The sequence below is a fragment of the Bartonella sp. CE47NXGY genome (genome assembly GCF_042195415.1).
Classification (GTDB): Bacteria; Pseudomonadota; Alphaproteobacteria; order Rhizobiales; family Rhizobiaceae; genus Bartonella.
This window is the reverse complement of sequence record NZ_JBHIOI010000002.1, coordinates 75,523-89,055: the sequence shown is the minus strand read 5'-3', so window position 1 is coordinate 89,055 and position 13,533 is coordinate 75,523. Positions and strand designations below refer to the sequence as shown.

Sequence of the window (13,533 nt, the reverse complement as noted above, 5' to 3'; positions counted from 1 at the left end):
AACAACCGCATAAGTGAGTAGAATACGAGTATACTACTTTCGATATTATCCCATAAAAATCAATATAAAAACTGTAAAGCAATGCACCATTTTTATTATTTAAAAGGTATTCCCTCTGGAGACTTTTAAAAGCTTTAAAGTTACGTGAAAAGGATAGAATTTTGTTTATATAATAAGACTTATCATGAAGATCTCTTATTCTGTCAGTAATATCACTATTCAGATCCATAAATGCATATTTTTTGCACAAATTTATGGAGATTTTAAAAGAGCTTTTTCACATAAAGAAGTCCTCTTCTTGTCTTGCATTTTTTTTTAATTTCTCCTACCGTCTTGGAAAAACTTATTTTAAAGGAATGAAGAATGGCAGCTCAAGATTTTGTTGTCAAAGATATTGCACTTGCCGCTTATGGTCGTAAAGAACTTGATATTGCTGAAACTGAAATGCCTGGTTTGATGGCTTGTCGTAAGGAGTTTTCTTCCAGCCAACCTTTGCGCGGAGCGCGTATTTCTGGCTCATTGCACATGACAATTCAGACAGCTGTTTTAATTGAAACATTAAAAGCGATTGGCGCCGATATACGATGGAGCTCTAGCAATATTTTTTCTACGCAAGACCATGCAGCAGCAGCTATCGCCGCAACAGGCATTCCTGTATTTGCCATTAAAGGTGAAACATTGGAAGAATATTGGACTTATATAGATGCAATCTTCCAATGGCCAGATGGTAATCCTTCCAATCTTATTTTAGATGATGGAGCTGACGCCACAAACTATATTTTAATGGGAAGTCGTGCAGAACAAAATAAAGATATTTTATCGCATCCCAAAACAGAAGAAGAAGAAATTTTTTTCAAACAAATACAAAAGCGTATGGATGCAACGCCAGTTTTTTTTACACGACAGCGCGCGGCAATTAAAGGTGTAAGCGAAGAAACCACAACAGGTGTAAACCGTCTTTATCAGTTACAAAAAGAAGGACTTCTACCTTTTCCTGCTATTAATGTTAATGATAGCGTCACTAAATCAAAGTTTGATAATAAATATGGATGTAAAGAATCATTGGTCGATGGTATTCGACGTGGAACAGATGTGATGATCGCTGGTAAAACTGCCATTGTCTGTGGTTATGGTGATGTAGGAAAAGGTTCAGCAGCATCTCTTTCTGGTGCTGGGGCTCGTGTTAAAATAACAGAAATTGATCCTATTTGCGCTCTTCAAGCCGCTATGGATGGCTATGAAGTTGTTAATTTGGATGATGCTGCTTCCAGTGCTGATATTATCATCACGACAACAGGCAATAAAGATGTTGTTCGTTTAGATCATATGCGACAAGTAAAGGATATGTGTATTCTTGGAAATATTGGTCATTTTGATAACGAAATCCAAGTCGCTGCCCTTAGAAATTTGCCATGGACAAATATTAAACCACAAGTTGATATGATCACCTTTCCCGATGGAAAACGCATCATTTTGCTCTCTGAAGGGCGTTTGTTAAACCTCGGGAATGCGACTGGGCATCCTTCTTTTGTCATGTCAGCCTCGTTTACTAATCAAGTTTTAGCGCAAATTGAACTTTTTACCCGTTCAGAACACTATACAAATGAAGTCACTGTTTTGCCTAAACATCTTGATGAAAAGGTTGCACGTCTACATCTGGATCGGTTAGGAATAAAATTAAGTGTTTTATCAGAAGAACAAGCCGCTTATATTGGAGTCTCACCACAAGGACCTTATAAACCAAACCATTATCGTTACTAATACGTTTCCTTGGGTTAAAAAAGGGAAAGATGCCGTGCTCAGCTTTGGTGACTATAACCCCAAAGAAAAAGCTCAAAAAGAGATCCGAATCTATACGTATATATTTTGCCTTTTTTTCTTTTTTTCTCCAACATGCGCTTTTGCTCAGTCATTGGAAGGTTATTTACCATTTTTCTTCACTTTGCCGAATGGTCCATGGCTGCTTTTAGCGCTGTGTGGAGGAATTTCTTGTGCTTCACTTCTCACGTGCCTAGCTGTTATTATGCGTGCAAAAAAAACTGCACAGAAGCCTTTGAAGATAATTCAGGCAAATTTTTCTGAAAAACTTAAATATTATGAATGGCTTCTGGAAGAAACCGAGCAATTCCTTCTTATTTGGGAAAATCCAACAACCTTACCCCGTGTCGTTGGTGCCCTTTCTGCATTGCAAAAAATAGGAATCGACCAGAAAGATTTTCAGCGTTTTGAGCTCTGGGTTGAAGAAAATTCTCTGCGAGAACTTGATTATGCATTGACTCAACTACGTTGTAAATGTCACCCTTTTGATCTTTCTATCACCACCACAAACAATGTACCGCTACAAGTTACAGGAGTCATCGCAGGAACAGTCGCTATTGCTCGTTTTCAAGATATCTCAAAACAACAGAGTGAAAATGCTCGTTTACAGAAAGATATCGCCCGCCTTCTTACTGAACTGAGAATGCAGCGTAATCTTCTTGATCTTATTCAAGAGCCCGTATGGATAAAAGATTGTGAAGGAAAAGTTTGTTTTATCAATCGCGCCTTTAGAGAAATGACAGATTTTCGTGAAGGCAGTGATGAAGTGGGGGATCTTTTCAATGAAAATACACAACGCAAAACAGATGAAATAGAAACAATTTTTCAAGAACATGTTCACACAGTTATTGATGGAGAACGACATCGTTTTCATCTCACACGTATTACAACAGCCGAAGGGATGGCAGCTTTTGCGCGTGATGACAGCGCATATGAAAATCTTGCTCATGAATTAAGTTATGTTCTTCAAAGCCATTGTGAAACACTTGACCAAATTTCAACAGCTGTAGCTATTTTTGATACAAACCAAAAATTAAAATTCTGTAATCATGCTTTTAAAATTTTATGGCCGTTGGAGACTTCCTTTTTAGAAAGTGAACCAAGCCATACATTATTTCTTGAACGTCTACGTGAAAAAGGGCTCATTGCTGAACACCCCGATTGGCGCGCATGGAAAGAAGAACTTTTTAAAGCCTATCGACAAACAGAATCGAACCAACAAATTTGGAATCTTCCAGATGGGCGTACGGTGCGTGTTATCTCGAACCCTCATCCACAAGGAGGTGTCACTTGGCTTTACGAAAACCTTACAGAAAAAATTGATCTTGAACGCCGTTATAATACACTTATTAAAATACAAGGTGAAACACTTGATAAACTTTCCGAAGGCGTGGTTGTTTTTGGTACTGATGGACGCCTTCGTTTATCGAATCCTGCCTTGTCGAAATTGTGGTCTCTTCCTTATAATTTACTGGTAGAAGGGACCCATATTACACAGTTACAAAGCCATTGTTCAGCCTTAACCTTAGGACAAGAATGGGATCAATTTACCAAATTCATTACCGGTTTTGCTGAAAAACGTGAAACATATTCAGGTCGTATAGATCTTAAAAATGATATGATTATTGACTATACTCTGGTTCCTCTTCCCGATGGACAAACAATGCTTACTTTTGTGAATGTTACAGATACTGTCCATGTTGCACGTGCTCTTCAAGAAAGAAATGAAGCATTAGAAAGTGCTGATCGTTTGCGTAATGAATTTGTCCAACATGTTTCCTATGAATTGCGTACACCTCTCACCAATATTATTGGATTTTCGGATATTTTACGTGATCAAATTTTCGGCTCTATCAATAAACGTCAACAAGAATATCTTGGGCATATTCATTCAGAATCAGGAACTCTTTTAAATATTGTTAACGATATTCTTGATCTTGCTACCCTTGATGCAGGCATTATGGAGTTGGACATAAAATCGGTTAATATTGCAGATGCTATGATACAAGCAGTAGCACGTGTAGAAGATCGCCTTAATGGACGGCATATTACGCTTTTACAACAAATTTCTCCTTCCTTAAATTCTATTTCTGCTGATGAAAAGCGCTTGCATCAAATTTTTGTGAATGTACTGAGTAATGCTATTAATTTTGCAACGGAGGCGAGTACTATTGAATTTTGCGTCGATGAACAAGATGATAACATTGTCTTTAGCGTTCACAATCAGGGCTCTGACATCCCAGAAGACGTTCTTGATCGTATTTTTAAACGTTTTTCTTCCCATTCACACCATGGTGGGCGTGCGGGAGCGGGTCTTGGCCTTTCCCTTGTAAAAAGTTTCGTTGAACTACACGGTGGACATGTTGAAATTCTTACCGGTTCTGGAAAAGGAACAACAGTTAAATGTTTTTTCCCACTCTCCAAAGGAGATACGATTTTTTAATTTTAACCTTTATGATAACAAAAATTTTTCATCCATTTCATGGAACTTTTAATGAATTTTAGTTTTTTTCTTGAAAATGAAGAGGCAACAAAGCTTTTTGCACAAAATTTAGCTCTTTCTTTAAAGCCAGGAGATCTTGTAACGCTGCAAGGAGATCTTGGAACTGGAAAATCAACCATTGCACGTACAATCATTCAAACACTTGCGAACGATAACACTATGGATGTTCCAAGCCCTACTTTTACTCTTGTGCAAAGCTATCAACTTCCAAAGTTTGAAATTATTCATGCTGATCTTTATCGCCTTTCTATGGCAGAAGAAATTGATGAATTAGGGCTTCATGAAGCTCGTGAGAAAAATATTTTACTTGTTGAATGGCCAGAAAGAAATACAGCTCTTTTAGAACTCGCCACTTTTGCACTCACCTTACACTATAAAGAACATGGGCGTCATGTAACAGTTAGATCAGCGCAACATTCCATTGAATGTTTGCAACAGTCTTTTACAATTCGTACATTTTAAAAAAACATGAACATCATCATTTTTTAATTTGATAATACCTCAGTACTACCTATGAAATCTGAGATGATAGACAACATAAAGAAGGCTTCATGGAGGCACCAACCATGGAAGATGAAACGAAATGATGACTCTTTTATATAACAATGACATAAATTGCAAAGGACAGCCGTTAATTTATAGAAATTCATCAATTTATTTTAGAGAATCTGATACCTACAATTTTGATTTTAGAGAATAGTATAAGAGAATTTTAAATTGAAGTGATAACCCTTTAGAAGAGCATTATATAACCTGTAGTGAATTGCTTGTCTCTTTCTGCTTAAAAATTGTGAGCTTCAGAAAAGTAATTTGCAAAGTTTTTGCTTAAAATCTCCCTTTATGTGTTGAAAACACTATCTATCTCAATAGTCTTATCTAAGAAGAAATACCTTTAATGAAATTATCATTCACCCAATATTTTTAACGCGCCTATAAGGAAAGAATTGCATATATTCTTCATACAAAGCAATTTTTTATAAAAAATGGCCAATTGAATCATGCATAAAAGCACGAATTCTTAAATTCATTTAAAATTTTGATTTTTATTGTCTTTTCATTATAACATAATGCAAAAAAGAATATTTTAAAAAAGTCAAAAGGAGAGACAAAATTTCTCTCCTTTATAGTAATTATACGTGGAATTAACTAAGCCCATCTTTTATCCATTCAGAAAGACGTCCTTTAGAGGTAGCGCCAACCATATTCGATGAAATATTTCCATTTTTAAACATTAATAATGTAGGGATAGAACGTACTCCGTATTGGGTAGCCAGTTCCGGATTTTCATCAATATTTACCTTAGCAATTTTAACTTGATTTTGCATTTCTATTGAAATTTCATCCAACATTGGAGCAATCACTTTGCAAGGGCCACACCATTCTGCCCAAAAATCAACCACAACAGGGGTGGAAGAAGTTAGAACTTCACTTTCGAAATTGTCCTTATCAACTTTTATACACGTCATTGATTTATCCTTTATATTCACCTTTTATAGATTGGTATAATAACAATTCATATCAAGTTATTGCAAAGATAAATTATTAAAGGACTTTTTTACACTAGGGATTGTGCGTTGTGTTTGTTTGAGCGATTTTATGAAAGTAAATAAAATGTAAAAATGCTTTGCAAGGAAAAGAGTAACTTATAAGGCAACTTCACTAAGAAATGCCTCAAGTTTTTCTGGAGGAAGTTTAAAAATTTTGGCTTCTTTACTGTAGATAAGCAGAGCCTGTATATCTTTATCGGGATGAATAGCTTGCAATAACTTTCGATAAAGAGCCATTTGCAACCAATGATGAGAAGCAATAGCAGCTTCATTTTCTGGCGGGGTTCCTGTTTTAAAATCTGCAAAGATAACGCTGTTTTGCGTGATGTAGAGACGGTCAATTTGACCAGAGATTGCTTGTTCTTTTCCACGAATTTTCACAATACCCATTAAGGAGACCTCAGCACGTGAATGCTCAGAGAAAAGGGGTTTGAGATAAACATGATCTAATATTTTCCAAATATGGCAAAGAGCATCTTCTCTTTGGCTCTCATGCCAATGAGAGGCTTTGATATTGAGATAGTTTCGAGCATAATCTCGACGTTTTTGTGGGGGACAATCGGGTAAATACTGTAACAATCGGTGAACGAGATTACCATATTCAATGGAAAAAGCTCTGTTTGTGTTCATGGCTCCTAAAACAGGTGAAGTGGTAAGCTGTTTTGGACTTGAGGACAGCTCTGTATCAGCTTCAATGGAAAGGCTCGCCACTGACGGTTTTAACGGTTTTGGTAACACTGGTTCTGCTGGTACTTTATGGGAGAAAAAGTCTGGTAGAGGTGGAAGTGTTTGGCACTCAACGGAAGAAATTTTTTGGTTTATAGAAGTAGAAGAAGGCGGTGTAATGCAATAACGCCAAGCTGCAATATCTTCCGCAGGACCTTTTATAGCTACCGCATGTGGTTCGAGAGCTCTCTTTACCAGTTGTAACCATGTATGAGATGGCGTTTTCGGACCTTTATACCCGCAAACAAACAAGCGATCTTCAGCGCGTGTCATTCCTACATAAAGAAGGCGCCTATACTCCTCTTCAGCACGCTCTTTTAAACGCAAAATTGCTTGTTTAGAAGGCATTGTATCGAATTCTGCATTAGGGCGCCAGATAAAAGCTTGTTGGTCACTCAAATATGCATTGTTCAAGGGAACTTCAAGCAAGTGAGGTGAATGCTGGGGATGCCAAATCGCACTACCGGGATCAACTAAAAATACAACAGCAGCCTCCAGTCCTTTTGCGGCGTGAACAGTCATGATGCGAATTTCTTCATGATTTTGGTCAAACTCACGTTTAATTTCTGGTTCACTGACACTTAATGTTTCCAAAAAAGCTTGTAATCCTGGTAACCCCGTTTTTTGAATCGCGAGTGTGTAGTCCATAAAAGCATCAAGCACATCATTGGCTTCCGAGCCTAAGCGCGCTAAAATTTTTTGTCGTCCCTTATCATCATTTAAGATATGACTATAGAATTCGAAGACTGGTATTTTATCCACTAAAGTACGATATTGACTCAAGCTTTCAAAAGTATCTTTAAAAGGAATATGCGACGATGCCTGTTCACAAAGGCTTTTCCAAAGGGAGCCTGTACGGTGAGCGGCAAGTTGATAAAGTTCCTCTTCGCTAAGCGCAAAGAGTGGACTTTTTAAAACACAAGCAAGAGACAAATCGTCTTGTGGTTGCAAAACAAAACGTCCGAGTGCCATTAAATCACGCACACTCATATGTTTTATAAGCTGTAAACGGTCTGCACCAGCGACGGGTATATTGCGTTGTTTAAGGGCACGAGAAAGCGCTAGGGCAAATTGATCACGCTTACGAACCAAAACCATAATATCACTAGCACGCAATAACCGCCCTTTTGCTGGAAGCATTTCTCCTTTGTGTAACCAGCCTGCAATCGTTTCAGCAACTTTTTCTGCCAAACGTACTGCTGGTATATCTAAATGATCAACAGTTACATGCCAATCATCAGGAAATTCGTCTTTTTCTTTAGAAATGGCATCCCATAAAATAACTTCACCTGGACTGTGAGTACGGATAGCTTCGTGTATGGTTTTTGTATTTTCTGCTGAAAGCCCTTTATAATTCTCTGGTGTTTCAAAGACAAGATCCACACTTTTAAGAACATCGGCTGTGGAGCGAAAAGAGTAATTCAATTGTATTTTTTCAAATTTCTGCTTTGCTTGTTGTGCTTTTTTTTGAATAATTTTGCCATTTGCAGCAAAATTTTCTGGTGCAGCGCCCTGAAAGGAATAAATAGACTGTTTTTCATCTCCAACAGCGAAAAGAGTACGTATATTGTCACGTTGACTATGACCTGTAAAAAATTCTTGCGCTAAAAGTTGAATAATTTTCCATTGATCAGGGTTCGTATCTTGTGCTTCATCAAGCAAAATATGATCAAGACCCTTATCAAGTTTATAGTGCACCCATTGGCTTGCACCTTTGCGCTGTAACAAATGGAGTGTGCGCTCAATGAGATCATCAAAGTTTAAAAAACCATTGGCTTTTTTTAAATTTGCATAAATTTTGAGATAAAGGGCACAAAGCTGAAAAGCAGCCATATTGAGGGTGGCAACTTTTGCACAGTGATATTTTTCTAAAAGAACAGAAAGCTTGCTTTGTTTATCTTTAATCAATTGTTGAATAAAAGGCCAAATTTCATCTGATTTTTTAGACGATATAAGTGCAAAATTACGAGGTTTACCTTCTGTTGTAAAATAAATATTTGAAACAATATCAATGATAGTTTCTTCATCACAAGCAGTTTCTAATTGGGGAAGTTTTTCAATGATACTCTTAGTGTTTTTATTCCCATGGGTTTCACAATGGTTAAGAGCATAAAGAGGAAGACGAGCAGTCTGTTGAATTTTTTCTAGTAATTGCTGATTTGTATCATCAGGTGCTAAATTAAACAGCGCCCGCAATTTCTCTTCTCCATTTTCAGACAGAAGAGAAGACAAAAAATCAGACAGTTTATGTTGCTTTTCAGCTGCTTCATACAGCAATTGGTTAAAAGTATGTTCACTGATAACCTTAAGCAGCTGTTTTAGAGCGGGTTGTATATCATGATGCTTTAAAAGTTGGCAGCGGGCTTCTTGTAGTAATTTCTTGCGGTTGATATCATCTATAAGTTCAAAATGTCCAGCAATATTGGCTTCTAGCATAAATTGATGCAAGAGAGATTCGCAAAATGCGTGAATAGTCTGTATTTTCAAACCACCAGGTGTTTCTAAAGCACGAGCAAAGAGTTGGCGCGCATAGGTTATTTTTGTTGCACTGATAGGTTTGTTTTCAAACTTCGATAAGATTTCTTTAAGCTGTGCATCATCGAGTTCATTCCAGCTGGAGAGTGTGCGAAAAATCCGCGATTGCATAACAGCGGCGGCGGCTCTCGTGTAAGTAAGGCATAAAATACGTGCTGGAGAAGTACCGTTTAAAAGCAAACGAATAACGCGTTCGGTTAGAACATGGGTTTTTCCAGATCCTGCATTTGCAGAAACCCATACATGTGTTTTTGGATGTGTTGCTGTTGCTTGTGCATCAAGGGCTGCTTCAGGAATAGAAAAAAGAGTCATGATTGATCTCCTTTATGAAATCCATTTGACCATTCCCATAAGCGTGCCAGATGATCATAGTCACTTTCATATTGTTTTAACATAGGGACTGCGTGTGAAAGATAGCCTTGTTGTGGATTTTGATAATACTCCATTAACGCGATAAGATGTTCCCACGCCCTTTCACCAAGATTAATAACATTTTGGTGATCTTTTTCCGCTTTTTCTGAAAGAATTAATTGAGGAGTAATCTTACCTTTTCCATTAAGAGGAATATAAAATAGTTTTGAGGGGGACAGATTTTGAAAATCTGTAAAAGCTCCTCTCATTAATAGAGCGGTTTCCAATGCTAATTGTGGAAATAATAATTCGCGAACCTGTTTTGATGAAGGGGGTGTACTCGTTTTAAAATCAAGTATTTCAACCGTTTTGTTTGGCAATATATCAATACGATCAGCACGTCCTGAAAGAGTTACCCCTGTTGTACCTATGGGTATTTTTTGCGATTCCACTTCCGAATGTCGTATTCGGGGTTCTAGACTTTGTTCCCATTGCAAAATAAAGGGAGCAAGATTTTCAAATGTATTCCACCAGATTGTTTCAACATCAGCAGGCAAATTAAACTTATCAAATTCTTTACGTCCAATAGCGAGCAACACATCTAATGCATTTGCAGCATTTAGATTTTTTATTTGTGTGCAAAAATCTGCAAGAATAGCGTGATAAAGTGTTCCGCGTTCAGAAGCACCAGGGTCATGAATAAGGGCTTTAAGTGGTTTGAGCCTTAAGATTTTTTTAGCATAAATGGCATAAGGGTCATGGCGTAACGTTGTTATTTCGGTGATGGAAAAATGACGTGGACGCACTGCAATGGGTGGCACAGGGCAAGGGCGTGTTGCACAAGCAGACATGTCCGTATTGTCAAGCATCTTTGCCCAATGGCGTATCTTTTCACCTCGTGCACGGATTTGTTTCCAAACTTGTTGTCCTACGACAGTTTCTAAGCGTTGTAGCCAGCGTGAAGGGAGAGAAGGAACATGATCAACTCGTAGTGCTCGGCTCATCACCACTTTATCCATTCCCATCGCCCATTGAAAATCATGCGCGGAAAGACCAATACGCTGTTCTGGTGGTTCCAGAGTTAACATCATTTTCATCGGTCGCGATAAAAAAGCATCATTTCGGGTTGATATCGGCCATGATCCTTCATTAAGACCACCAATGACCACTGTATCAACCGTTTGCAAACGCGATTCCAAAGTACCCCAGATGAATAAACGTGGATGTCCTCCAGGCGAAGGTGCGACGGAACGGGTTGCTATTATGGCAGAAAACATAGCGGGCCATTCACAAAGATGAAATGTTAATCCCGATTGATCACTGACCAATTCACGCAAAAAATTTGATAAGGCTTGTCCTGCTTCATGTTGATAAAGATGTGCAAGAGAATTATCCTCATTGCGACCAAAATTTTCAAAAACCTCAACAGTTGCTATTGCAGCCTCATTGATGGTGCATTCTTTCTCTTGTTTCATAAGAGACATTAAAGGCTCAACAGCTTTTTTTAAAAGATGACAAAAGAGACGTGCTTCTTCACATTTCTGCTGATCAAGGGTGTTATTTTCAGAACTATTATGAAAAGATGTTTCAATCCATTTTTCAAGAAATTGATCACATTCGCAAAGATTAATACGCCCTGTATTCCCTCGAAGAACAAAAAGTTCAAAATTTTCTGCCATTTCCCGTAAACGATGACGATTTTGTTGGAGTGTTGTAAGGGGATGTTTAAGAAGAGAAAGAAAAGCAATGGGATCATCAGGTTGCAATACATTTTCTAAGATAAGTCGTAAGAGAGTTACAGGCAATGTTTGTGCAAGTGGTATTCCGCCTGAATCATTTGCTTCAATTCCAAATCGCTGTAATTCCACAGCAACACGGCGTGCTAAATTACGGTCATTTGTAATAAGGGCTGCAGTTTTTTGAGGTTCTTCAATAGCTTTGCGTAAGGTAACAGCTATAGCGAGAGCTTCTTCACGTTCATTTATAGCTTCAATAAATGACCAATCTGCACAAAGATTTTCATAATCATCACGGATAATTTGTATCCATTTATCTGTTGTAGAAGCAGGTCGGAGTGCTTCTGATAAAAGAGCCATTCGTTTTTTCTTTGTTATACTTTGTTGGCCAATTTCGCAAACATGATGACGTTGACACTCTATGAGAGTTAGAAGTTTTTTTAAATGATATTGAGGATGGCTAAAAACATTTTCTGCAGGATCAAAAAAATCACAAGCTGTTTTTTCTTTATTGCTTGTGCTTAGTGCATTCCATTGTTCTTCATCCATATGAAGATCAAGGCCAGGAAGAACAACAGCCCCTTTGGGCAGAGAAGCTATAACCTTTAAAAGATGAGAAACTGCGGGCATAGAACCTGACACACCAGCAGCAATGATAGGTTTATCAGGCTGCGTGCATCGCAAAGTCTCTGCATGCATTGTGAGTGCTTGATTACGCCATTCCGCGGGATTGCTTCGTTGCCTTTCGGTCAAGATTTGTGGCCAATTTTGCGTAACAATAGTCAGAAAGTCGAGCGTTATTTGCCACCATTCAGCGACCATATCAGGTGCAATATCTTTAAGTTTCGACCAATCTGCTCCTTCTGTTTCAATTTCGTCCATCAAATGCGCTAAATCCTGAGCAAGCCAAATTGCATCAGCACTATGAGCCGGAATAAGTACATCTTCTGTACCAAACATGGCACGCAGATGCGCAGGTAAATTTTCACGCCATGGGCGAATAAGGCGCGCTAAAAGCAGTAAGCGTTCACTTTTTCCAATGGGTGGATTCAGAGTGCTGGTATGATTTTCAACAAAAAGGAAACTGTCTTCATCGACATCTCCTAGAGCACGAATGGTTGGTAAGAAAGTTGATTGTGTATCGCTTCTTTCAACAAAGGCTAAACGTAAAGCGCGAGCAGCACGACGTGTCGGAACATAAATAAGGCTATCGGCAAGGGCAGTTTGAATGTCTCCATTGGGAGCGAAATTATCAATAAGGGTACCGGAGAGCAGTGCCTCAACAAAGTGAGGCAAAAAAGCCATTCCAGAAGATATAGAAAAGACACGTGGTTTATAAGTCATATGATCTCATATTGGGAATAACAAATTTCATCTTATTGATTATTTGCTTTATTTTGACTGTATACAATTTTCATACAAGAAAAAACTGAAAAGCTCTATTTATACAGGAGATTTTTAGCTGACATTCAAAATACTGAAATATATGACCTTGTCTTAAGCTATTGTGAAAAAATATATCAAAATTTTAAAAGACGTTACAATTACAAATATATTATAACTTATTGAATATTATAAAATAAATTTACCGTATTCTTTATACAGTGCAATCTGAAAGTGTTCTTTACATACTCCTTTTGTTTTCAGAAAAAATAACAATATTCAGATCCCCAACTCAATATGAAAAATCATTATCAACCAAATTGTTACATAAAAAATTCTTCTTTATTTTAAGAGCGTACTTGATAATCTTTAAAAGCAGAAAATTTTATTTTAGGAGCTCTTTCTGCTTCATAATTTAATGAAAAATGGTTCTCCGCTAAAAAAACTGGATCACCTTCTAAATCATACGCAATAGCAGAGCGGTGATTGCTGAGAAACTTTTGCAACTCATCTTTGCTCTGCGCTGAAATCCAACGGCATAAATTAAAGCGCGCAGACTCAAAATTCACTGGCAAAGAATATTCTATTTTTAATCGTTCTTTTAAGACATCAATTTGCAAAGCACCAATAACACCAATGAGAGAAGGCGACCCATCATCAGGAATAAACAATTGTACAACCCCTTCTTCAGCCATTTGTTGCAAAGCTTCTTTGAGCTTTTTTGCTTTCATTGGATCGCCTAAACAAACACGACGCAAAATCTCTGGTGCAAAATTTGGTACTCCCTTAAAAAGAATATCTTCTCCTTCCGTCAAAGTATCGCCAATACGCAATGTTCCATGATTAGGAATCCCTACGATATCACCAGCATAGGCTTGATCAGCAATTTGGCGCGAACGCGCAAAGAAAAATTGTGGAGCCGAAAGTGTCATCG

6 protein-coding genes and 1 pseudogene are annotated in these 13,533 nt (G+C 37.7%); 3 read left to right on the top strand and 4 right to left on the bottom strand.

Annotation, left to right across the window (positions count from 1 at the left end; all coding sequences use genetic code 11):
- Positions 1-363 precede the first annotated feature (363 nt).
- Genes ahcY through tsaE form a run of 3 tightly spaced genes read left to right on the top strand, consistent with a single transcriptional unit; the run spans position 364 to position 4,783 of the window.
- Entirely contained in the window at positions 364-1,761 is a 1,398-nt protein-coding gene (gene ahcY, locus ACFIL3_RS01545; RefSeq protein ID WP_375612789.1) for an adenosylhomocysteinase, read from the top strand.
- Positions 1,762-1,795: 34 nt separating this feature from the next.
- Positions 1,796-4,261, top strand: coding sequence for an ATP-binding protein (locus ACFIL3_RS01540; protein WP_375628512.1), 2,466 nt, complete (start codon positions 1,796-1,798; stop codon positions 4,259-4,261).
- A 51-nt stretch (positions 4,262-4,312) separates the two neighbouring features.
- The gene (gene tsaE, locus ACFIL3_RS01535) at positions 4,313-4,783 is read left to right on the top strand and encodes a tRNA (adenosine(37)-N6)-threonylcarbamoyltransferase complex ATPase subunit type 1 TsaE (protein WP_375612787.1); all 471 of its coding nucleotides are present in this window, start codon (positions 4,313-4,315) and stop codon (positions 4,781-4,783) included.
- A 680-nt stretch (positions 4,784-5,463) separates the two neighbouring features.
- Here tsaE and trxA read toward each other — a convergent pair.
- From trxA to prfC, 4 genes and pseudogenes are all read right to left on the bottom strand, one after another.
- Positions 5,464-5,787: a thioredoxin gene (gene trxA / locus ACFIL3_RS01530; protein ID WP_273790200.1), complete on the bottom strand. Its 324-nt coding sequence runs from the start codon at positions 5,785-5,787 to the stop codon at positions 5,464-5,466.
- 177 nt (positions 5,788-5,964) lie between these two features.
- Positions 5,965-9,441 carry a double-strand break repair helicase AddA gene (gene addA, locus ACFIL3_RS01525; protein ID WP_375612786.1) on the bottom strand — a complete coding sequence of 1,159 codons (3,477 nt, stop codon included), beginning with the start codon at positions 9,439-9,441 and terminating at the stop codon, positions 5,965-5,967.
- Entirely contained in the window at positions 9,438-12,560 is a 3,123-nt protein-coding gene (addB, locus tag ACFIL3_RS01520) for a double-strand break repair protein AddB (protein WP_375681786.1), read from the bottom strand. Before addB ends, addA begins: the two co-directional genes overlap by 4 nt.
- A gap of 386 nt (positions 12,561-12,946) precedes the next feature.
- A pseudogene (gene prfC / locus ACFIL3_RS01515) lies at positions 12,947-13,533 on the bottom strand (peptide chain release factor 3); the annotation flags it as partial.

What these genes read in the sequence shown, in the direction of transcription:
- trxA (WP_273790200.1), bottom strand. Translation starts at nt 5,787, where the DNA reads ATGACGTGTATAAAAGTTGATAAGGACAATTTCGAAAGTGAAGTTCTA.
- addA (WP_375612786.1), bottom strand. Translation starts at nt 9,441, where the DNA reads ATGACTCTTTTTTCTATTCCTGAAGCAGCCCTTGATGCACAAGCAACA.
- tsaE (WP_375612787.1), top strand. Translation starts at nt 4,313, where the DNA reads ATGAATTTTAGTTTTTTTCTTGAAAATGAAGAGGCAACAAAGCTTTTT.
- addB (WP_375681786.1), bottom strand. Translation starts at nt 12,560, where the DNA reads ATGACTTATAAACCACGTGTCTTTTCTATATCTTCTGGAATGGCTTTT.
- ahcY (WP_375612789.1), top strand. Translation starts at nt 364, where the DNA reads ATGGCAGCTCAAGATTTTGTTGTCAAAGATATTGCACTTGCCGCTTAT.